Below are 22,632 nucleotides of genomic sequence, written 5' to 3' on the forward strand. Positions count from 1 at the left end.
ACCGTTTCCCCCTTACTTCATTTTCAAAGAACCGAGACGGCTGAAATCGCGCTTGTCGGTCAGGCTGTCCCTGCCCGGAAATACCAGCAGCACCGCCTTGCCGATGATGAGCCGCTCGTCCACCGCGCCGAGTCGTTCGTCGCGGCTGTCGCTGCTGCGGTTGCGGTTGTCGCCCATCAGGAACAGCTCGCCCTCGCCGAGCGTCAGCGGGAACTGCGTTCCTTCGTCGAGATAGGTCAGGTCGTTGACATAATCCTCCTGCAGCAGTTCGCCGTCCACGAACACGCGCCCGAGCGTGAAGTCGATGTCCACGGTCTGCCCCTCGGTGGCGATAACGCGCTTGACGATGGGCTCGGCATCGAAGCTCTCCTTGTACGCAATGACAATGTCGCCGTATTTGTAATCGCCGCACAGCCAGCCGCTGACCACGATCAGGCGGTCACCGTCCTGCAGCGTCGGCACCATCGAATGGCCGTCAACGCCCATCAGACGCACCACGAAGGTAAAGAGCAGCGTGATGGCCAGCACCGCGCCCACCAGCGAGCGCACCCATTCGTAGGTCTCGCGCCCGGCGACGCGCTCGGTGATCTCCTCTCCCTCGTCGGGATCGGTGGGCAGGATCTCGTTATCAAAATCGTTCATACTCGTTTCTCCATCGCTCGGGCGGCGCAGGGCCGCAGAATATTTCATGGTGTATGATACCACGCGCCACGCAAAAAAACAACAAAAATAAAAACGACGCGGTCGCCCACGTCGTTTCTATTTTGCTTTTCTTACAGCTTCTCGCGGATCTTGGCAGCCTTACCAACGCGGTCACGCAGATAGTAGAGCTTCGCGCGGCGGACAAAGCCGGTGCGCACGGTCTCGATCTTCTCGATCGAGGGAGAGTGCAGCGGGAAAACCTTCTCGACGCCGACGCCATAGGCCAGACGGCGGACGGTGATGGTCTCCTCGATGCCGCCGTGCTTCTTGGCGATCACGATGCCCTCGAAGACCTGGATACGCTCGCGGGAGCCTTCCTTGATCTTGACGTGGACGCGGACGGTGTCGCCGACGTTGGCAACGGGCTTCTCAGCTTTCATCTGCTGGCTTTCGAGTTCCTTGATGAGATCCATGGATATTTCCTCCTAATTTATAGGCGTTCGTGACCGCTTTTCCATGGCGCATCGGGGTGCTTTCACCCGCGCACGGCAGAGGACCGCCCTTTTCAAGCTCGAATAGAATATCACATCAAGTACAGAAATGCAAGCACTTTTTGCATTTTTGCAAAGTTTTTTCGTTTTTATAACTATAGTATGATCTGCTCGCCGAGGCGGAGGAAGTATAGGATCTTCTCCTTCACGGGCTTTCCGATCACCTGCGCGAGTGCGAGCGAGTACGCCTCGAGCTGCGGCCGGTAATGCTCCGCCCGCTCGGCGAGCGCGTCCGGCGCGAGGCGGTCGGTCTTGAAATCGACTACGACCAGCGCGCCGTCCTCCTCAAAGAAGCAGTCCACCACGCCCTGCAAAAGGATCTCGTCTCCGGCGCTCGCCTCCGGCACAAAGCGCGCGGCGCTCTCAAGCAGCGAGAAGCGGTATTCCCGCCTGGCCCGCTCCCCTGCCGCGCGGATGCGCGCGCACAGTGGGCTTTGCAGAAACCGCGTCAGCGCGGCGGCGTCGACCGCCCGCGCCTGCTCGGGCGTGAGCAGGCGGCGCTCCTCCATGCTTTTGACTGCGGCGCGCACCGCACCTTCCTCCGCCGGCGTCGAGAAATCGAGAAACTGCAGCGCCGCGTGCATCGCGGTGCCCTGCTCGGCGGGCGTAAGCGCTGCCGCTCCCTCCAGAAATCTCGGCTTCGCGAGGCTCCGCAGGCGTGGAGGCAGCGGGGCGTTCTCCGCGATCTCCTCGTCAAGCGCGCGGCCCTTGAGCTGCGTCGCGGTCAGCTTGGCGCTGAGCGTCGTTTCCGGTTCGTAGGGATAGCGCCACTCCAGCGCCGCCGTGTCCAGCGGCAGCTCGGGGGCAGTCTCCTCCACGCGCTCCTCTGCCGCGCGCTCGGCGGGCGCAAAGTCATAGCCGTTGTGGACCTCCACGCGCCACGGCGCATCGCTTCCCATGACCGCCGCCGCGTCCGCGCCCGCCAGCTCACGCAGCGGCGCGGCCTCCTGACGGCACAAAAGCGGTAGCAGGATCCAGTCCGCCATGCACTTCTGCTCCTCCACCGTCTCCGGCCGCACGGGGCAGGAGGTCACGGCGCAGAGGTCGGCAAGATGCTTCGCCGCGCCCGCGCGGGCGCAGACCATGACGAGCTTCTCCTTCGCGCGCGTCATGGCGACGTACAGCACGCGCAGCTCCTCGGCCTTTGCCTCGCGGCGCAGCTGACGCTCGAGTGCGAGCCGCGCAGCCGTGGGGTATTTGATCGAGCGCTTCGTGTCCACGCAGACCGGCCCGAGGCCGTATTCCGGGTGGACGAGCACGGAGCTCTGGAAGTCCATGCGGCTGAACGGCCGCGCGAGGTCCGCAAGGATCACGACCGGAAATTCCAGTCCCTTGGACTTGTGGATGCTCATGATGCGCACGCCCTGCGCGGCGTGCGTGGTCTGCGGCACGGGCGGCTCGCCGGATTCCAGCTGCTCGCGCAGATGCCGGACAAAGGCGAAGATCCCCCGCCCGCCGCCGCGCTCAAATTCCTCCGCCAGCGAGAAGAACGCACGAAGATTTTCCCGGCGTGCGGCTCCTCCCCGCATCGCGCCGAACACCGCCGGGATATGGCAGCGCTCATAGAGCGCCGCGACCAGCTCGATGAGCGTGAGCGTCTGCGCGCTCTCGCGCAGCTCGCGCAGCAGCGCGAGGAACCGCACAGAGTCCTCGCCCCCGTCCGCGGCGAGTGCATCGTAAAAATCGCCGCCCGGCGTTTTCGCGCGCAGCTCGGCGAGACGGTCCGGCGTGAAGCCGAAAAGCGGCGAGCGCAGCACAGAGATGAGCGGCACGTCCTGACGCGGATTATCCAAAATCTCGAGCAGCGCGAAGGTCACGGCGACCTCCATCGTCTCGTAGAACCCGCCGTCGCTCTCGGCGGCGCAGTGCAGCCCGCGGCTCTCCAGCGCGCGGCGATAGTCGGCAAGCCGTGTGCGGGGCGAGCGCATGAGGATGACGATGTCCTCCTCCCGCACCGTGCGCGGCTCGTGCGTTTTATCGTCCTGCACCGTGAAGCCGCCGGCGATGAGCCTTTGTATGTAGTCCGCGGCGAAGCTCGCCTCGGCCCGGGCCGCGCGGAGCTTTTCCGTATCGCTCTCCTGCGCGGACATCTCCACAAAATGGAACTCCGTGCAGCAGTCGGGGTTCTCGGGATAGCTCGCCCCGACGTGCAGGGACTCGTCCTCGCCGTAGTCCAGCTCGCCCATTTCCCGGGAAAGGACGTTGCGGAACACGAAGTTCGCCGCGTCCAGCACCGTATCGCGCGAGCGGAAGTTTTTGCTCAAAAGGAGCTTTGCGCTCTCGCCCTCCGCCGCGTCGGCGGCGTGCGGGTAGCGCAGGTAGTGGTCGAGGAAAATGCGCGGGTCGGCAAGGCGGAAGCGGTAGATGCTCTGCTTGACGTCGCCGACGGTGAAGAGGTTTTTTCCCTCGCGCGAGATGGCGGAGAAGATGCAGTTCTGCACCTCGTTCGTGTCCTGATATTCGTCCACCATGATCTCGCGGTAGCGCTGCGAGACCGTTCGCGCAAGGTCGGTGGGCTGTCCGTCCGCGCCGAGGAGCAGGTCAATGGCCTCATGCTCCTGGTCAGAGAAGTCCGCCGCGTTGCGGCGGCGCTTCTCCTCCTGATAGGCGCGGGAAAAATCCGCCGTCAGCTTTAAGAGCGCGAGCATGGCGGGCGCCATCGCGCGCAGGTCCTCCATCGCCTCGGCGGAGGTGACGGAAAACACCTCGTCGAAGCCCTTGGCGGTCTTTTTGCAGCCGTTCCACACGCCCTGCATTTTGGCCTTGAGCGCTTCGTCCTCGCATTTGCGCACCGGCGTCAGGCGCGGGAAGTCCACGCGGCGCTTTGCCGCCGCGTCCCAGTCCTCCTCCGCTGACGCGGCGAGGAGCGCGAATTGCTCCGCCACGCCGAGAAAGAGCGGCGCGTACTTATCCGCAAGCGCGGCGTCCGACGTCATCTCCTGCGCCGCGCCGCGCAGCAGTGCGGCACAGTGGAGCGCCTTGCGCCGCACCATAGAAAGCAGCAGCGTCCCGTAGACCGTATCCTCCACGCGCGGCGGCAGATCGTGCCAGAGCTGCTCCTGCGACGCGAGCCAGCGGTCCATGTACGGCTGCGCCTGCAGCTTTCCGTGCAGCTCGAGCACCAGCGCGCCGAGCGCGCGGTCGTCCCGCCCCGCGCCGAGGGTATCGGCCAGGAGCGACGCGCCGTCGCCCTCGCGCATCGTCTCGTAAAATTCATCCAGCGTGCGCGCGAGCACCCGCTCGCGCAGAAGCTGCGCCTCATTCTCGTCGAGCACGCGGAAATCGGGCCGCAGCGCGTGGCCGCGCGCGTCCTCGCGCAGCAGGTGGCAGTTCTCGCGCAGCAGAGCCGTGCAGAAGGCGTCCACCGTTTTGATGTCCGCGCGGTAGACGCGCAGCAGCTGCCGCTGCAGATGCGCGTTGAGCGGGTCCTCCTGCAGCTTTTCGCCGAGAACCTTGGCGATCTTGCCGCGCAGCTCCGCCGCCGCGGCGCGGGTGTAGGTGATGATGAGAAAGTCGTCAAGGTTCGCTTCACCGCTCTCGACGTAGGAAAAAAGCCGCTCGACGAGCACCTTCGTCTTGCCGCTGCCCGCTGCGGCGGACACCAGCAGGCTCCGCCCGCGGTTCTCTACCGCCGCCTGCTGCTCGGCGGTCAGGATGTCAGCCATCGCGTTTTCCCCCTTCCCCGATCGTCCGGTCAACGTGCTCCCAGAGCTGCTCGGCTCCGGTCGCGCGGATGTATTCGATGCGGTCGCCGCCGCAGCCGTTTTCAAAGTGGCAGGCGGGCGCGAATTCGCAATAGGTGCAGGCGCTGTCCTGCTCGCTGCGCGCCCACGGGTCGGCGTCGATGTTGCCGCTCGCCAGCTCTCGCACCATGCGGCGCAGCTGCTCCTCAACGTATAAGCCCAACTTGCCGAGCTGAGCGCTCGTGGCGATGCTGCCGCTGATCTCCGTCTCGCCGTCCTTGTTCTTTTTCACGCGCACCGGGAGATAGCACGGCGCTTCCAGCGCGCTGTGCTCCATCGCGCGCAGCACCGCGGGATCGTTCAGCACCATGCCGCTGCGCTGCAGCTCCTTGTGCATCGCGCGCTCGATCTCCGCCTCCGAGGCATTGCGCGGCAGATTCAGCAGCTTTTCCCGTGCGGGAAGATAGAGGACGCCCGCCGGCTCGATGGGATAGCCGCCGAAGAGCTTTCCCCCTTCGTCCCGCAGCGTAAAGAGATAGAGCAGCATTTGCAGGCCGAGCCCGTAGCGCAGCTCCGCGAGGTCAAAGCGCTTCGCGCCGGTCTTGTAGTCCACCACGCGCAGATACAGCTTACCGTCCTTGAGCCAGCCGTCCACACGGTCGACCTTGCCGACCACGCGCAGCTCCTCCCCCGCCTCGCGGATGGTCACGGCGGGAAGCTGTCCGTCCGCGCCGAAGCCCAGCTCAAAGGCCAGCGGCTCGAAATCGGAGTCGGAAAGCTCCTCCACCGTCGAATCCATGATGCGGTAGACCGACTCGCACAGCCGGCGGAAAAGATAGCGGAAGCGCGCATTCTTCTCGTCAAGGTCGGGGAGATTTTTTTCGATGTATGCACCGATCGCCTGCCGCACAAGCGCGTGCAGCGCCGGACGCTCCAGCGCCTTGAGGCCGCCGCGCTCGCTCGCCGTGCGAAGCGTGTGCTCCATCACGTCGTGGACAAAGGTGCCGACCTGCGGCGCGTCGAAGCCCGCAGCCGTGCGCTCCTTCGCGCGCAGACCGTACTGCATGAAGTAGGCGAAATGGCAGCTCCGCGCCTTGTCCATGCGCGAGGCGCTGAGCGTGATGCTGCGCCCATAGAGCGTGTGGACGGCCTCACGCGAGAGCCTTCCGCGCGTATAGTGCGAGGCGTCGCGCATGGCGGCAAGCGCCTCGGCGCAGCCGCCGCGCCGCTCCAGATAACGCCACGCTTCCCCGCCGACGTGTTCGCCCGCATAGTCGAGCGCACCGCTCTCCGTTGTAAGGCGGTATGCCTTGTCGGCATCCTCCGTTTCGACCTTTACCGACGGGCAAAGCGTCTGCACGCGCCCGACGACAAAGCTGGGGCGCAGCTCGGCGCCCGCGTTATCAAAGCGCGGATAAGAGATGTAGAGCCGGTCGGTCGGCTGGGCGAGCGCGGCGTAGAGATTCTGCAGCTCCAGCCGGAACTGCGCCATACCGTAGGGCGCAAGGCGCACGTCGAGCGCCTCGAGCGCCGCGCGGTCCTCGTCCTTCAAAATGCCGCCGCTGCCGCCCACGGCGGGCAGCACATGGTCGTTCGCGCCCATCAAAAACAGCACGCGCACGGCGTGGCGGTCGTTGCGCGTCATTTCGGCAAGACTCACCCGGTCAAGCGAGACCGGGATCGTGCCGACCGAATACTGCGTGAGCACAAGGCGCATGAGCCGCGCGAACTCCTCCGCATCCAGCTCGGTACCGCCCAGCATCTCCACAAACTGGTCGAGCACGCCGCACAGAACGTTCCAAAGCTGCGCCAGCTCCTCCGCCCGCTGCGTTTCGCCGCGCTGCCAAAGCGTCTCCGTCTGCCGCTGCAGCTCTTCGGGCAGCGCGATCTCCGTCAGATAATTGTAAAGCGCTGTTACTTTACCCTCAACGTCTCCCATACCGCGCACGCCCTCATAGAGATGGCTCAGCGGCGCGCGTACCTTTTCCCGCGCGGCGTTCACCCGCGCGAGCATTTCCTCATGCTCTGTACGCCACGGCACGCCGTAGCCCTCGGGGTGCGCCGTCCACGGAACGTCGCGCGTCCACATTGCGCCGCGAATGTCCCACTTGATGACGTAGTTTTCCAGCAGGTCGCACTCCTCCGCCGAAAGTCCCGCGAGGCCGGTCTTGAGGCAGCGGAACACATCCTCGTACTCAAAGCCTCCGCTCACCGCGTCAAGCGCGCCGAGCAGCAGCGCGGGCACGCCGCGGCGCAGAATATCGCTGCGCCGCGCACAGTAGAGCGGGATGACGCAGCGCGCGAATACGGTGCGCAGCACCGGCTCCGCGGCATCCATATCGCGCGAGGTGACCGTAATATCGCGGAAGCGGTAGCCCTCGCAGCGCACCAGACGCAGAATTTCCGCAGCGATCCGCTCCGCCTCGTCGTAAGCGGTGGAGGCTTCATACAGCCGCAGCTGCTCCGTCGGCTCGTCCCAGCGGACATTGCCGCCGAAGAAATGCTTCTCCACATGACCGAGCGCATCGCGCGGCGCGCCGCCGCGCAGCACCTCCTCCGTGCAGGGAACGCCCGCGTCCCGCGCAAGAGCGTAAAGCTGCTCGCGCACGCGCAGGCCCTCGGCGAACAGCTCGCTGTCGCTGCCATCGCCGAGCAGCGTCACAGTGACGCTTTTTGCCCGCTTGAGCAGAATGCGCAGGATGTTCCGCTCGCGGCCCGTGAAGTAGGAAAAGCCGTCGAGAAAAATGTCCTTATCGTCGGCGTAGCCGGAGGCCGCAAGGTTTTCCTCCAGCTTCTCCAGCCGGTCGCGCGCGTCGCGCCCGCCCTCGTGGAGCTTGGCAAGATACGCGCCGTAGAGCAGTGCCACATCGCGCAGCCGCTCGCCGCTCTCGCCCGCGATGGCCTCGGCCTTTTCCGCCAGCACCTCCGGCGCGACGGCATAGGCCTGCAATTCTTCGATGAGCGCGAGCAGACTTTCCAGAAACGCCGCGCGCTGTGAGGGTCGGCGATAGACGCGCAGGCTCGGCGCAAGCGACACCAGCACGCGCTGGAGCAGCAGGAGCTTGCCGCCGTTGTCGAGCGTCACCTCCGCCGCGCCGCCGGTGAGCGTCAGCACGCGCGAGGCCAGCAGCTTGAAGGTCAGCACCTCCGCGTGACGGCTCGCGGTCACACCGCACGCGCGGCACACGTCCACCTCCGCGACGTGCGAAGCGTGCTCCGGCACGAGCAGGATCTGCTGTGAGGAATCGCCTAGCGCGCGGATCTCCTCCAGCACCCGCGCGGACTTGCCCGTGCGGGCGCGGCCCAGCAGGATACGCAGCATGATACCGCCCTCCCTTCGTCATTTTTTTCTATTTTACCATCATTCCCGCCGTTCGGCAACCGTGGATATTCCGCCGTGCCCTGAATTGAACGGGCGTCAATTTTTTCTTGACAAGGTGCCCGATGTGTGCTATCTTTTAGTTCAAATTTGAACTGTTCATTTTTGCATTATTTGAAAAGGAGCCCTGCGTATGAACGCCGGTATGGAGTTTGCCCATAAATTTGCCCGCGCCTATGCCGCCGCCTGCAAGCCGCTTTGCCGCGAGCTGAAGCTGCCGCAGACCGCCTTTGACATTCTGATGTTTCTTGCCAACAACCCCGGCTACCGGACGGCGGGCGACATCGTGGAGGTCCGGCGCATCAAGGCCAACCTCGTTTCGGTGAACGTTGATAAGCTCGTGCGCGAGGGCTATCTGCGGCGCGAGACGGTCGAGGGCGACCGTCGAAAGACGCTGCTCGTCTGCACCGAGCGGGCACAGCCGGTCATTGAGCGGGGCCGCGCGGTGCAATCCGCTTTTTTTGAGCAGCTCTTTGCTCATACAGATGAAGAAATGCGCGCGAGCTTCTTCCGGACGCTCACCGTTATGGACGCCGATCTCGACGCCATGTTAGAAAAGGAGCCTTAAAAGTGGAATTTGTCATCACACTTCTCGTCACCTTTTTCGCCGGCATGGGCGCAGGTCTCGGCACCGGCTTTGCGGGCATGAGCGCCGCGGCGGTCATCAGCCCCATGCTCATCACCTTCCTCGGCATGGACCCCTATATGGCGGTCGGCATCGCGCTCTCGTCCGACGTGCTGGCAAGCGCCGTGTCTGCCTACACCTACGGCAAAAACAAAAATCTCGACATCCGCAACGGTCTCATCATGATGGTGAGCGTGCTGACCTTCACTGTGGTCGGCAGCTACGCTGCGAGCCTTGTCCCCTCGACCACGATGGGCGGCTTCTCAGTCTTTATGACCTTCCTGCTCGGCGTGAAGTTCATCGTCCGCCCCGTCATGACGACCAAGGAGGCCATGGCCGGCGTGAGCGCGAAAAAGCGTGCCGTGCAGTCTATTCTCTGCGGCGTACTCGTCGGCTTTATCTGCGGCTTCATCGGCGCGGGCGGCGGCATGATGATGCTGCTCATCCTCACCTCCGTGCTCGGCTACGAGCTCAAGACCGCCGTGGGCACCAGCGTTTTCATCATGGCCTTCACAGCGCTCACCGGCGCGGTCTCGCACTTCACCATCGGCGGCGCGCCGGACTGGACGGTGTTCGCGCTCTGCGTGCTCTTCACGCTCGTTTGGGCGCGCATTGCCGCCGTGTTCGCCAACAAGGCTTCTCCCAAAACGCTCAACCGCGCGACCGGCGTGGTGCTCGTCATCCTTGGCGTGGTCATCATGCTCTTCAACGTTCTGACATAAGAAAAAGCCGCCCGCAGGCGGCTCTTTCAGGAAAGCAGCTTTTCCAGCAGCTCGGCGAAGAACGAGCGCAGCACGACCTCGCCGCCCTCGCCCTCGGCGGTCAGCACACCGTCGCACAGCGGCTCGAACGCCGCGCCCCACCAGCTCATCAGAAAGCCCGGCTCCAGCGCGCACCACACGAGCGCGCAAAGGAGGCCGACGGCAAGGGATATCTCGATCTTCCGAAATTTCATAAGAAAAAACCGTCCGTTTCAAGTAATAGCTTGAGTATGGACGGTTTTTTCGTTTTTCAAACAAAAATCGTGCAGAAGGTTTGCAGCTCCGCGCTCCGCAGCGCGCCGCAGGCCGCGCGGCAGGCGTCCTCCTCGCGGAACAGTCCGAACACGGCGCTGCCCGAGCCGGTCATTGCGGCACATTCCGCACCGCTGGCAAGCAAAGCGCGCTTGATGTCCTCGATGCGCGTGCGCTGCCCGTCCGGCAGTACCTGCTCAAAGACGTTTTTGACCTTCGCGCACAGCGCCGCCGCGTCGCCCGCCTCCAGCGCGGCGAGCAACGCCGCCGTGTCGGGTCGATCGGTCAGCGCCACGCGGTCCGACCGCTGAAAGAGCGCGGGCGTAGAGATGGGAAAGTCCGGCTTGCAGACCGCGGCATAGAGCCTCGGCGCGTTCCGCAGAGCAGTCAGCCTTTCACCCCTGCCCTCGGCCAGCTGCGTGCCGCCGCGGACGCAGAACGGTACGTCGCTGCCGACACGCGCGCCGATCTCCTCGAGCCGCTCGTCCGTGAGCGTAGGGGCGATCAGATCGCGCAGCGCGCGCAGCACGGCGGCGGCATCCGCGCTGCCGCCCGCCATCCCGGCCTCGGACGGGATGCGCTTGGTGAGCGTGATGTCGATGCCGCCGTGATAGCCGAGCGCCTCGCAGAAGGCGTTCGCCGCCTTGACGGCAAGGTTGCGTTCGTCGCACGGAAGCTCTGCGCCCGCGACGCGGCAGGCGACGCCTGTGCCGTCGGTGAGCGTCACGGTCACATCGTCGCAGAGCGAAACGGTCTGCATGACCATCCGCAGCTCGTGATAGCCGTCCGGGCGCTTGCCTAAGATGTCCAGCGTCAGGTTGAGCTTGGCATAGGCGGGGACCGTTTGTGTTTTCATCTTCTCTTTTTCTTGTGCTGGATCTTTTTCTTCTCCTCCGGCTCCGGCTCGTCGCCAAGCCACGCGCCGCAGTGCGGGCAATGCTTCGGGTTCCCGCGCCCAAGGCTCTCATGGCACTGCGGGCAGCGGTAGTACAGCCACCACACGAGGATGGACAGCAGCACCATCGCCAGGCCCAGAAGCCCCAAAAACGTGCTGTCAAAGCCCCACACGCCGACGCCGGCGACGAACGCGCCGCCGAAGAGAAGAATGTCCTGCCATGCTCTAGCTTTCTTGTAGTTCATCGAATGGTCCTCCTATTTGAAAAAGCGCCCGCCGAGGGGCGCTTTTTCGGTATATCGGTTATCGGATCTTGCGGGCCTCGACGTAGTAGCGCTTATCCTGCGCGTGACCCATCGAGAAGGTCTTGCGGGGCAGCACGCCGTCGGCCATAACGGTCTTAAACAGCTGCTCCTTGCCCATCGCGGGCAGCAGGAAGCCCATGTTGCCCTCCTTGGAGCCAAGCTCGCGGGTGACCTCGTCGCCGTGGATGTAGTCCACCTCGCCGCCGAACTTCTTGAGGTACTCGTCGATGAACGCCTGGAGCGTACCGACGGCCAGCTGCACCTTGGGATCGGGAACGGTGATAAACTCGTCGTGACCGGCCCAGCAGACCTCGATGGTGTGGCCCTCGCCCTTGCCCTCGTGGGTGTTGGGATAGAACTTCTTGAACTCCTCCATGAACTTCTCATGGTCCACGCCGAAGAGGACGCGGTGGATCGGCTCGAACTGCAGCGCGTCGTCGTGGTTGTTGACGACCTCAACGAGCGCGTAGCGGGCGGGCAGGGCGAGATACTCCTCAGGGGTCTTGCCCTTCTTCTGCTCCTCGTAGCAGGCCTTGGCGGTGGCGAGGGAGTGGTTGCCGTCGCCGACCGCAAACAGCAGCGGAGCCACGCCGGACACGCCGTACTTACTCTTCATTGCCTCGTCGGTGGTCAGGCCCATCAGAGCGTCTGCCACGGCGTCGATCTGAGAAGCGGAGAGCTTGAAGCCCTTGATGTGGCCGCCGTTTTCCATGAGGTCGAAGTCGTAGACCTTCTCCATGCCGTCGGCCGCGGCGGTCAGAGGCTCGATGACGGTCTTATCGGGATCGTCAATGAGCAGCATGACGTGGGGCAGCTCGATGGGCGCGTTGCGGCGCACGCGGGCGCGCGGGGGGATACGGTCGAGCACGGTGCCCTCGGTGGCGCGGATCAGGGCGCCGGAGCCGGGGGTGAAATCGTACTGGTCGAGGTCGACCATGCCGATCAGGCCGTGGCGGATCTTGCCGTCGCTCTGGCCGCGCTCGATGTAGATGAGAGAATCCTTGAGCGTCTCAAAGATGTTCTCCTTGAGATACTTGTCCATGGAGGCGTTGATGTCGGCGATGAACTCGTCGACATTGGGGGCCTTCAGGTTGGCCTCGGGCAGGATGAGGCGCAGGGTGGACGGCGCATCGCCGACGGTCTTTTCCACGCGCTCCCAATACTCGGGCTCGGACGTGAACTGGTCGCAGGCGACGACGGCCCACTTCTCCATATCGACGTCCTTGTTGGGCAGCAGGATGTCAGCGGGATAAAAGCCGAGCTTACTGAATTTTTCGTTCATGGTGTTTCCTCCTGATGTTCGTTGTTGAAACGGGGCAGCGCCCCTTGCGTGCGGTAGATATCGTGTAGATTATACAATATCCCCCGCGCAAAAAGCAATCCATTGCGGCAAATTTTACCTGATTATTTTTCTGCTTTTGCTGAAAATTTTTAAGGATGTATATTTTTTTGTCTTTTGCGGACACTATGCACAGCCAACCAAACACGATTAGGAGGGAGATCCATGGTCATCGACAAAGTGGCATTAACGCTCGCCGTCATCGGCGCGCTCAACTGGGGCAGCATCGGCCTGTTCGGCTTTGACCTCGTCGCGTTCCTCTGCGGCGGTCAGATGGGCACGGTCAGCCGCGTGATCTACACGCTCGTGGGCCTTGCCGGCGTATGGTGCATCACGATGCTTTTCCGCGAAACGGAGCCCATCGAGGGCGACGCGCACGCCTAACACGCATAAGAAGAAAAAGAGGGCTCCCGCCCTCTCTTTTCTTTACTTATTTTTGCGATCCAGACGGCGGATCGTCTCCTCGTCCGGCGTGACATAGAGGGTGCGGTAAGTCTCGTAGACCACCATGCCCGGTCTGGCGCCCGCTGGCTTTTTGACGTATTTGACGCTCGTGTAGTCCACCGGGACGTTGCTGCCGCCCTGCGCCTGTGAGTAATACGCCGCGAGCAGCGCGGCCTCGTGCAGGCTCTCGTCGTCAAACGCGCCGTCCTCGGTGCAGAGAATGACATGGCTGCCGTGGATCTTCTGCGTATGGAGCCACAGATCGCGCTTGTCCGCCTTGCGCGTGAGCGCGTCGTTCTGCACGTTGCTGCGGCCCACGAGGATACGCAGCCCGCTCGACGAGCGGAACTCGCGCGGCGCGATGGGCTTCTCGCGTCCCTTCTTTTCCTTTCCGCTGCGGCGGATATAGCCGGTCTCCTGCAGCTCACGGCGCAGCTCGGCGAACTCCGCCTCGGTCTGCGCCAGCGCGATCTCGCCCTGCACGCTCTCGAGGTAGTCGCGCTCGCCGATGGCCTTGTCGATCTGCTCGCGCAGATGCTTCTCCGCGGTCTTGGCCTTGGTGTAGCGCTTGTAGTATTTCGCCGCATTCTGCTGCGGCGTGAGCAGCGGGTCGAGCGGGATGTCGAGCTCCGCGCCGTTCTCGTCGTAGTAGTTCTGCGCCGTCAGCCGCGCCGCCCCGCGCTCCATGCGGTAGAGGTTCGCGGTGATGAGGTCGCCGTACAGCCGCAGCGCATCACGATCCTGCGAGGCGGCGTACTCCTTTTCGAGCATTCCGAGCTTACGCACCACGCGGTCATGCGCGGAGGTCACCGTGCGCGTCAGCTCACGCCCGCGGCGCTGCGCGGCCTCCTGCCGGTCGCGCTCGGTGTAGAAGGCGTCGAGCAGCGCGGAGAAGGTCGGGAAGGTCGTCTGCACCGTCTCCGCGCCGTACTGCGTGATGGGACAATAGGTGAAATCCACCGGCTTTCCCTCGCGCGAGAGCATGGTCGGTGTAAAGCGATTCTCCCGCACAGCTTCTGCCAGGCGTTCTATTTCCGCGGCAAGGCGCTCGCAGCCGTCGCTCCGGTCCGCGAAGCGGGCGTCGGCTGCGCCGAAGGCGCGAAGCGCCAGCTCGCGCGCGATGAGCGGCGAGATGCCGAGATACCGGTCGAGCAGGAAGCGCTCGACGGTCTCCTCCGTTCCCCCGCCGCGGCGGGCCAGCTCGACCGCTCCCTCGGGATCGGTCAGCAGCGAGAGCTTGTCAAGCGGCGTTGGAAGCTGGTAGTACAGCCCCGGCAGCAGCGCCCGCGCACCGGAGACCTCAAACTCCACGCGGCGCATACAATCCAAAATGCGGTCGTCCTCGTCGAGCAGCAGGAGGTTCGAGCGGCGGCCCATCGCCTCAAGCACCAGCTTCTTCGTACCGGACTCGCCCAACTCGTTCACGCTGCGGACGGTGAACGTCACGATGCGCTCCAGTCCGCTCTGCTCGATCTCCGTGATGCGTCCGCCGACGAGGTGCTTGCGCAGCAGCATACAGAGCATCGGCGGCTCGGCGGGATTCTCGCGCAGGACCTCCGTGAGCTGCACGCGCGGCTGGTTCGGCCCCGCGTTGATAAGCAGGCGCAGATTGCCGCGCAGGAGCAGCACGATCTGGTCGCGCGCAGGCTGCTGCACCTTGTCGATGCGCGCGCCGAGGAGCTGCCCCTTCAATTCGTTTGTCAATGCCCGCAGGCAGATCGCGTCAAGCGGCATCGTTCGCCTCCATCATCCGGTTAAACAGTTCGTTGATGCGCTCGTGCCGGCCCTGTAAATAGAGCCAGCCAAAGAGCGCCTCGAGCGCCGTGGCCTTCTGGTACTGCGCGCGGTCGGCGCTGTGCGGGATCGTGTGGACGTTGGCATTGCGCCCGCGGCGGAACACGTCGTGCTCCTCGTCCGTCAGCTCCCCAAAAATGGCGTCGGCCAGCTCTGCCTGCTTCGGTGCGCGGACAAGCTCCACCGTCGCGCGGTGCAGACCCTTGCCCGTCGCCTTGCCGTGCGCGCAGAGATAGGTGCGCACAAGCAGCTCGTATACCGCGTCGCCGAGATGAGCCAGCCCGATGCTGCTGATGGCGCGGATGGCGTCGGCATCGAGCGTATAGGAAAAATAATCGGTCATAGCCTTCTCCTGTTTCAATATTGCCGCTATTATACCGCCCTTTTGCGCGAAACGCAACGGGTATTGCCGTAGTTTCGTGCGCTAATGTGCTGTTGTGATACTTTATAAGCAAATAAGGGGTTGACATTTTCTTTGTAAACTTGTACAATACATTATTATTGATTTTGGCAGATTCGCACACAACGATTTTCACGGAGGAAGATAGATATGGAAAGAATCAAGCCCCGGACCCTCTCAGGCTTCATGGAGCTGCTTCCCGCGCAGCAGCAGCAGATGGAGCGCGTGATGGACATTCTGCGCACGACCTATAGCCGCTACGGCTTCACCCCCCTCGATACCCCCATCATCGAGGCCAGCGAGATCCTGCTCGCCAAGGGCGGCGGCGAAACGGAAAAGCAGATCTACCGCTTCTCCAAGGGCGACAGCGACCTCTCCCTGCGCTTTGACCTGACCGTGCCGCTGGCGAAGTACGTCGCCCTGCACTACAACGAGCTTGCTTTCCCCTTCCGCCGCTTCCAGATCGGCAAGGTCTACCGCGGCGAGCGCGCGCAGCGCGGCCGCTTCCGCGAGTTCTATCAGGCGGATATCGACGTCATCGGCGACGGCGAGCTGGACATCATGAACGACGCCGAGATCCCCGCCATCATCTACGACGTCTTTTCGGCGATGGGCCTCAAGCGCTTCCAGATCCGCATCAACAACCGCCGCGTGCTCAACGGCTTCTACTCCATGCTCGGCCTGACCGAGCAGAGCGGCGAGATCATGCGCACGGTGGATAAGATCGAAAAGATCGGTCCCGACATGGTGCGCGCCATTCTCGTCGACGACATCAAGCTCACGGGCGAGCAGGCCGACGAGATCCTCAAGTTCATCGCCATCACCGGCACGAACGAAGAGGTTCTCGCCTCCCTCAAGGGCTACTGCGGTCGCGACGAGCTGTTCGACCGCGGCTATGAGGAGCTTTCCACCGTCATCAAATACCTCGGCGGCTTCGGTGTCGCGCAGGAGAATTTCAAGGTCGACCTGACCATCGCCCGCGGCCTCGACTACTATACCGGCACGGTCTACGAGACCGCTCTGCTCGACTATCCGCAGATCGGCTCGGTCTGCTCCGGCGGCCGTTACGACAACCTCGCCGAGTATTATACCGACCGCAAGCTGCCGGGCGTGGGCATCTCCATCGGCGTGACGCGCCTGTTCTATGTGCTCGGCGAGCAGGGCCTTCTCAACGACGCGCTCAACACCGCGCCCGCGGACGTGCTGCTTCTGCCGATGACGGAGGATCTGAGCTTTGCCGTCTCCCTCGCCACCCGACTGCGCGAGCGCGGCCTGCGCGCTCAGCTCTACACCGAGAACAAGAAGTTCAAGGCCAAGATGAACTACGCCGACAAGACGAAGATCCCCTATGTTCTCTTCCTCGGCGAGGACGAGGTCGCCTCCGGCGTCGTCACCTGCAAGGACATGGTCACCGGCGAGCAGACCAAGGGTGCGCCGGACGAGATCATCGCCCGCATTTACGCCGCCATCCGCGAGAAGAACGCTCAGAAGGTCATCGTGGAAAAGTAACGCCCCACGCGGCATTCCCTGCCGTTTGGGCAAAGCGCGAAATATGTCCGATTTTCTCTCGTTTTTGGGAGTCAGGCACAGCCTGACTCCCTTTTATTCACAGATTTTTCACGTTTTCCATATTTCATTTTTGCATTGTCTGTGTTATATAATAGGTGTCGATTTTTCCGCCTCGGCGCACGGTGCGCCGGGCATATCACGATACAGGAGGTCCGTCTATGGCAAAGCCAACGGAACAAAGCGGCGAGAGCTTTATGCTCAAGCTCGCCCGCTTCATCGTCGATAAACGCAACCTTGTCTTTCTTGTCGTCATCATCGGGCTGATTTTCTCCGTCTTCTCCCGCAGCTGGGTGCAGGTGGAAAACGACCTGACCGCCTATCTCCCCGCCGATTCCGAGACCCGCCAGGCGCTCGACGTCATGGACGAGCAATTCACCACCTTCGGCACAGCGAGCGTGATGGTCGCCAACCTCCCGCTCACCGACGCCTTCGATCTGCAGGAGAAGCTGGAGGATGTCGAGGGCGTGCAGGGCGTGGCGTTCGACGAGACCGACGAGCACTACAACAACGTCAGCGCGCTCTTCTCCGTCACCTTTGACTACGACGAGGACGACGAGCGCTGTCTCGACGCGCTCGAGCGCGTCAAGAACTCGCTCGCCGGCTACGATCTCTATGTCTCCACCGACCTCGGCAACACGCAGGAGGAGACCATCGACCACGAGATCAGCGTCATTATGGTCTATGTCGCCATCGTCATTGTCACCGTGCTGCTCTTCACCTCCGAGACCTACGGCGAGGTGCCGGTCCTGATTTTGACCTTTGTGGTCGCGCTCGTGCTCAATCAGGGCACGAACTTCATGATGGGCAAGATCTCGTTCATCTCCAATTCCGTGACGAGCATCTTGCAGCTGGCGCTCTCCATCGACTACGCCATCATCTTTTGCAACCGCTTCAAGGAGGAGCACCGCTCCCTGCCTCTGCGCGAGGCGGTCATTGTGGCGCTGAGCAAGTCCATCCCCGAGATCGGCGCCAGCTCGCTCACGACCATCGGCGGTCTGGTCGCCATGCTCTTCATGCAGTTCAAGCTCGGCCCCGATATGGCGCTGTGCCTCATCAAATCCATTCTCTTCGCGCTGCTCTCGGCGTTCGTTATCATGCCGGGCCTGCTGATGCTCTTCGGCCCGCTTATCGACAAGACCGGCCACCGCAGCTTTGTCCCCAAGATCTCCTTTGTCGGCAAGTTTGCCTACGCCACGCGCCATGTCGTTCCCATTCTCTTTGTCGCGCTGGCTGTGATCGGCTGCCGCCTCTCGTCCGACTGTCCCTATGCCTACGGCTACGGGCTGATCTCCGCACCCAAGCTCAACGAAACGCAGATCGCCGAGAATATGATCGACGACAACTTCAGCACCAAAAACCTCATGGCGCTCGTGGTCCCCGCGGGCGACTATGACAAGGAGCGCGCCATTCTCGACGAGCTTGAGCAGTACGACGAGGTCGACTCCACGCTGGGGCTTTCCAACGTCGAAGCCATGGGCGGCTATATGCTCACCGACAGGCTCACGCCCCGTCAGTTCTCCGAGCTGACCGATCTCGATTACGAGGTCGCCGAGTTCCTCTATGGCGCCTATGCCGCAAACCATGAAAATTACGGCAAGATCGTCGGCGGGCTTTCGACCTACTCCGTCCCGCTCATTGACATGTTCCTCTTTCTCTACGACGAGGTGCAGCAGGGCTATGTCACGCTGGACGACGAGCTGCAAAGCACGCTGGACGACGCCTACACGCAGATGACGAACGCCAAGCTCCAGCTTCAAAGCGAGCAGTACAGCCGTATGCTCATCTACTCCACGCTGCCGGTCAGCGGCGATGAGACCTACGCCTTCACCGACACCGTCACCGCGATCGCGCAGAAGTATTACCCCGGTGAGAAGGTCTATCTGGCGGGCGACTCCACCAACGAGTACGAATTTGAAAAGTCCTTTGCCGTGGACAATAAGGTCGTGAGCATCGTTTCGATCCTGATCGTCATGGCGGTGCTGCTTTTCACCTTCAACTCCGCCGGTATGCCGGTGCTGCTGATCCTTGTCATTCAGGGCTGCATCTGGATCAACTTCTCGTTCCCCACCATCACGGGCAAATACCTCTTCTTCCTTGGCTACCTGATCGTCAGCTCGATCCAGATGGGCGCGAACATCGACTACGCCATCGTCATCGCCAGCCGCTTTCAGGAGACCAAGACAAAGATGCACCACCGCGATGCCATCATTGAAACGCTCAACTTCGCGTTCCCGACCATCATCACCTCCGGCTCGATCCTGTCGATCAGCGGCTTTCTGATCGGCCGCATGACCTCCGAGCCGGTCATTGCCGGCATCGGCGAAAGTCTCGGACGCGGCACGGTCATCTCCATCCTCATGGTCATGTTCGCCCTGCCGCAGATTTTGCTCATCGGCTCCAAGGTCATTGACCGGACCTCATTCGCCGTGCCGAACGTCATTCACCGCCACGCGGCGGACGGACGCATCCGGCTCGACGGCGTGGTGCGCGGCGAGATCCACGGCACGGTCAGCGGCGTGGTCCGCGCGATCGTGGACGGCGATGTGAACGTGACCGTCATTTCCGGCAGCATGGTCGAGGAAGGAGGTGCAGACGATGAAACCGAATAAGCGCTCTTCCCGCCTGCTCGCGCTCGCCCTGTCGCTCGTGCTGAGCCTTTCCCTGTCCCTGCCCGCGCTCGCTGCCGGAGAGGATGACATCATCTACATCCACACGGCGAAGGACCTGTGCGCCCTTTCGGACAGCTGCGCCTATGACGCCTGGTCGCGCGGCAAGACGGTCCTTCTGACCGCCGACATCTCCCTGCGCGGCGTGGACTTCGAGCCCATCGCCAGCTTCAGCGGCACCTTCAACGGCGGCGGGCACACCATCAGCGGTCTGACGCTGACCGACTCGCTCTCCCCCGCCGGTCTTTTCCTCACGCTCGAGCGCGGCGCCTTCGTCCACGCGCTCAAGGTCGAGGGGCAGGTCGCGCCGGGCGGCACGAAGGAATTTGTCGGCGGCATTGCCGGACGCAGCTACGGCACGATCGAGGAATGCTCGTTTTTCGGCGTTGTGAAGGGTGAGAGCGCCGTGGGCGGCATCGTCGGTCGCAATGAGGCGGGCGGGCTGGTCGCCAACTGCACGGTGAGCGGCAGCGTCTCCGCCAATCGCTACACCGGCGGCATCGCCGGCTATAACCTCGGCACGCTGCGCGCGTGCATCAACTCCGCCAGCGTGAATACGGCAAATGTCGATCCCACGCTCAGCCTTGACGATCTGAGCATCGACCCCGCCGCCTCTCTTACCGACCTCGTTTCCGTCGGCGCAGCGGAAAGCCGGAACGCCACCTCAGACACCGGCGGCGTCGCCGGCTATTCCTCCGGCAGCCTGCTCTCCTGCATCAACCGCGGCGCGGTCGGCTACCCGCACTTCGGCTACAACGTCGGCGGCGGCGCGGGCCGCAGCGACGGCTTTGTGGATTTCTGCTCCAACTACGGCATGATCTACGGCCGCAAGGATGTGGGCGGCATCGTCGGTCAGATGGAGCCCTATCTCCATCTCTCGCTGCGCGACGACCTGATCGCCAGGCTGCGCACGGAGCTGGATAAGCTCAACGCCCTCGTTTCCTCCACGCTGGACGATATGGACGGCACAAACGCCGCGCTTTCCGCCCGTCTCGATTCGGTCTCGTCCTACACAAACGCCGCGGTGGACGACGCCGATTCTCTCGCCGGTCAGACCACGGACTTCATCGACAAGAACATCGGCACGGTCAACGAGCTGACCGACCGTGCGGACGACGTGATGGACGCTCTGCCCGACATTCTCAAGGCGCTCGAGGCGGCGGAGGACAGCATGGGCGCCGCTGTCGACGCGCTCGAGCAGTGCAACAAGGACCTGACGCTGAGTGCTGCCGACCGCGCGGAGCTCAGCGCGGCCAGCGGACGCATCCAGACAAACAGCGCCAAGCTCAAGGATGCGGCGGACAGATTGAATACCGCTGTCAACGCTTTGAAGGGATACCTTGACGGCAGCAAGACATGGGACACCGCCGCAGTGTGCGGGCTGCTCTCCGACGCCCTTGCCGCGCTCTCTGACGCCGTGAGCGCAATGGCGGAGATCTCGACGGACATGGCAAAAATCGCCGCCATCCTCTCCGACTTTCTCAAGGACGCCGCGCCCAAGGCGCACGACGACATCCAGCGCGCGCTCGACGCGCTGAGCGATGCCGCCGCCAGCCTTGACACGGCGACGGGCAAAACGCGCCGTCTCATTGAGGACCTCAACACACGGGACGATCTCACCTTCTATCCCCTCGGCGACGGCTATCAGGACACGCTGGACAGCCTTTTCACCAATCTGCGCAGCACGATGGATGAGCTGGATGCGCTCAGCGACGGGCTCTCTGCCGATGGTTCAACGCTCACCGCCGACCTGCGCGCGGTGAACGATCAGATGAACGCAGTCGTCAATCTGTGCCTTGACATCTTTGTGGATATGACCGACGCCGACGCCTCGGATATTTTTGAGGATACCTCCGACGAGAACATCGACGCCGTGACCTTCGGCAAGGTCCGCGGCTGCACGAACTACGGCACCGTGGACGCCGACCTGAATGTCGGCGGCATCGCCGGCGCTATGGCCATCGAATATGAGCTGGACCCCGAGGACGACGAAAAGCAGTCCGTCTCCGTGTTTGACCGCGTATATGAGACGAAGGCGGTCGTGCAGCACTGCGTCAACCGCGGCAGCATCAGCGGCAAAAAGGACTGCATCGGCGGCATCGTCGGCGAGATGGACCTCGGCATCGTGCTCTCCTGCGAAGCCTACGGCAGCGCAAGAAGCGAGACCGGCAGCTATGTCGGCGGCATCGCGGGACTGTCCTCCGCCGGCATCCGATCCAGCTGGGCAAAGCTCACGCTTTCCGGCAAGAGCAGCGTGGGCGGCATCGTCGGCTCCGGCAGCGAGGACACCTCCTCGTCAGCCAGCTCCGGCTGCACGGTGACAGATTGCCGCAGCCTCGTTGTCGTTGAGGACTGCGATCAGTTTTCCGGCGCGATCTCCGGGCGCGACCTCGGCGTCTTCCGTGGCAATTACTTCGTCTCCGACACGCTGCGCGGCATCGACCGCCGCAGTCTATCTGGTCAGGCGGAGCCGATGGACTATGCCGCCCTCTGCGCGCTCGACGGCGTGCCCGAGGACTTTCTCAGCTTTACGCTGCGCTTTGTCTGCGACGGCAGAACGCTCAAAACGCTGCGCTTTGACTACGGCGACTCCTTTGATTCCTCCATCTTCCCCAGTCTGACGGAGCAAAGCGGGAGCTATCCGGTCTGGGACCGCACCGACCTGACCGACCTGCGCTTTGATACCGTTGTCACCGCCGAATACACCGCCTACCGCGCCTCCCTCCAAAGCGACGCGCAGCGCGCGGACGGCCGCAGCGTTTTCTTCGTCGAGGGCGAGTTCAACGAGACGGACACGCTCACCGCCGCCGCGCAGACGCCCGATCCCAACGCGTTCCCGCAGCTTGCGGATAACCGCCGCACCGCGCTCAAAAACTATTTCTCCTTCCTCTCCGAGCGGACGCTGCCCGCCATGACCGTCTACCGCTCCGTTGCTGAGCAGTGGGAGCTTTCCTTCCCGCGCGACGCGCTGGCCGAGCACACGATCCGCTATCTCCCGCCCGAGGAAGTGAGCATGGATCACTGCGCCGTCTTTGTCCGCCGGTCCGACGGAAGCTGGCAGCCGGTCGAGACGACCTCGATGGGCAGCTACCTGCTCTTTACCGCGGAGGGCGAGAACGTGCAGCTCGCCGTGCTGACCACGACGGCCGTCTGGTGGCTCTGGGCGATCTTTCTCGCGCTGATCGCCGCTGCGGTCTTCTTCATCGTCCGCGTCGTCCACCGCAAGCGCGGAAAAAAGGCTGCGAAGCCAAGCAAAAAAGAAAACGGAGCAGCCGGCTGAGGCTGCTCTTTTTCTGCTTGTCATCGGGCGAAAACTGTGCTACACTA

The 22,632-nt window shown here is 63.2% G+C and carries 16 protein-coding genes; 6 read left to right on the forward strand and 10 right to left on the reverse strand.

Annotated features, from left to right (window positions below):
• Positions 1-12: 12 nt before the first annotated feature.
• The 4 genes from lepB to KQI17_RS01330 all read right to left on the reverse strand — a co-directional run bounded on the left by lepB (position 13) and on the right by KQI17_RS01330 (position 8,198).
• Positions 13-642, reverse strand: a complete 630-nt coding sequence (lepB, locus tag KQI17_RS01315) for a signal peptidase I (RefSeq protein WP_216494411.1) — start codon at positions 640-642, stop codon at positions 13-15.
• A gap of 131 nt (positions 643-773) precedes the next feature.
• Complete coding sequence (rplS, locus tag KQI17_RS01320) at positions 774-1,115, reverse strand: 50S ribosomal protein L19 (RefSeq protein ID WP_022019376.1); 342 nt, start codon at positions 1,113-1,115, stop codon at positions 774-776.
• 173 nt (positions 1,116-1,288) lie between these two features.
• The gene (gene addA, locus KQI17_RS01325) at positions 1,289-4,858 is read right to left on the reverse strand and encodes a helicase-exonuclease AddAB subunit AddA (RefSeq protein ID WP_216494413.1); all 3,570 of its coding nucleotides are present in this window, start codon (positions 4,856-4,858) and stop codon (positions 1,289-1,291) included.
• A complete protein-coding gene (locus KQI17_RS01330) occupies positions 4,851-8,198 on the reverse strand; it encodes a PD-(D/E)XK nuclease family protein (protein ID WP_216494414.1) in 3,348 nt (1,115 codons plus the stop codon). The genes addA and KQI17_RS01330 overlap by 8 nt, the downstream gene beginning before the upstream one ends.
• Before the next feature lie 190 nt (positions 8,199-8,388).
• On the opposite strand from KQI17_RS01330, the gene KQI17_RS01335 reads away from it, so the two are divergent.
• Positions 8,389-8,823 (forward strand): MarR family winged helix-turn-helix transcriptional regulator, encoded by a 435-nt coding sequence (locus tag KQI17_RS01335; RefSeq protein ID WP_216494416.1) that lies wholly within the window; start codon positions 8,389-8,391, stop codon positions 8,821-8,823.
• A gap of 44 nt (positions 8,824-8,867) precedes the next feature.
• Positions 8,868-9,602 carry a sulfite exporter TauE/SafE family protein gene (locus KQI17_RS01340; RefSeq protein ID WP_253285632.1) on the forward strand — a complete coding sequence of 245 codons (735 nt, stop codon included), beginning with the start codon at positions 8,868-8,870 and terminating at the stop codon, positions 9,600-9,602.
• Between the two features lie 26 nt (positions 9,603-9,628).
• Here the strand turns inward: KQI17_RS01340 and KQI17_RS01345 are convergent, their stop codons facing one another.
• From KQI17_RS01345 to KQI17_RS01360, 4 genes are read right to left on the reverse strand one after another with little or no spacing between them, the layout of a single operon-like run.
• A complete protein-coding gene (locus KQI17_RS01345) occupies positions 9,629-9,835 on the reverse strand; it encodes a hypothetical protein (RefSeq protein WP_022019381.1) in 207 nt (68 codons plus the stop codon).
• Between the two features lie 56 nt (positions 9,836-9,891).
• Positions 9,892-10,749: a 4-(cytidine 5'-diphospho)-2-C-methyl-D-erythritol kinase gene (gene ispE / locus KQI17_RS01350; RefSeq protein ID WP_216494418.1), complete on the reverse strand. Its 858-nt coding sequence runs from the start codon at positions 10,747-10,749 to the stop codon at positions 9,892-9,894.
• Positions 10,746-11,033 carry a hypothetical protein gene (locus KQI17_RS01355; protein ID WP_216494419.1) on the reverse strand — a complete coding sequence of 96 codons (288 nt, stop codon included), beginning with the start codon at positions 11,031-11,033 and terminating at the stop codon, positions 10,746-10,748. Before KQI17_RS01355 ends, ispE begins: the two co-directional genes overlap by 4 nt.
• Before the next feature lie 58 nt (positions 11,034-11,091).
• On the reverse strand, positions 11,092-12,375 hold the full coding sequence (locus tag KQI17_RS01360) for a DUF1015 domain-containing protein (RefSeq protein ID WP_216494421.1): 1,284 nt from the start codon (positions 12,373-12,375) through the stop codon (positions 11,092-11,094).
• Between the two features lie 222 nt (positions 12,376-12,597).
• On the opposite strand from KQI17_RS01360, the gene KQI17_RS01365 reads away from it, so the two are divergent.
• Positions 12,598-12,816, forward strand: a complete 219-nt coding sequence (locus KQI17_RS01365) for a DUF378 domain-containing protein (protein WP_022019385.1) — start codon at positions 12,598-12,600, stop codon at positions 12,814-12,816.
• Between the two features lie 42 nt (positions 12,817-12,858).
• Here KQI17_RS01365 and KQI17_RS01370 read toward each other — a convergent pair whose 3' ends face one another.
• Positions 12,859-14,610, reverse strand: coding sequence for an NFACT family protein (locus tag KQI17_RS01370; RefSeq protein WP_216494423.1), 1,752 nt, complete (start codon positions 14,608-14,610; stop codon positions 12,859-12,861).
• Positions 14,600-15,013: a Mini-ribonuclease 3 gene (locus KQI17_RS01375; protein WP_022019387.1), complete on the reverse strand. Its 414-nt coding sequence runs from the start codon at positions 15,011-15,013 to the stop codon at positions 14,600-14,602. Before KQI17_RS01375 ends, KQI17_RS01370 begins: the two co-directional genes overlap by 11 nt.
• A gap of 207 nt (positions 15,014-15,220) precedes the next feature.
• Between KQI17_RS01375 and hisS the strand changes: the two genes are divergently transcribed.
• From hisS to KQI17_RS01390, 3 genes are all read left to right on the forward strand, one after another.
• Positions 15,221-16,579 carry a histidine--tRNA ligase gene (gene hisS, locus KQI17_RS01380; protein WP_022019388.1) on the forward strand — a complete coding sequence of 453 codons (1,359 nt, stop codon included), beginning with the start codon at positions 15,221-15,223 and terminating at the stop codon, positions 16,577-16,579.
• 218 nt (positions 16,580-16,797) lie between these two features.
• Positions 16,798-19,248 (forward strand): RND family transporter, encoded by a 2,451-nt coding sequence (locus tag KQI17_RS01385; protein ID WP_216494424.1) that lies wholly within the window; start codon positions 16,798-16,800, stop codon positions 19,246-19,248.
• Complete coding sequence (locus KQI17_RS01390; protein ID WP_216494426.1) at positions 19,235-22,585, forward strand: GLUG motif-containing protein; 3,351 nt, start codon at positions 19,235-19,237, stop codon at positions 22,583-22,585. Before KQI17_RS01385 ends, KQI17_RS01390 begins: the two co-directional genes overlap by 14 nt.
• Positions 22,586-22,632 lie beyond the last annotated feature (47 nt).

Origin of the sequence: Oscillibacter sp. MSJ-31 (assembly GCF_018918025.1) — a bacterium.
Lineage (GTDB): Bacteria > Bacillota > Clostridia > Oscillospirales > Oscillospiraceae > Hominicoprocola.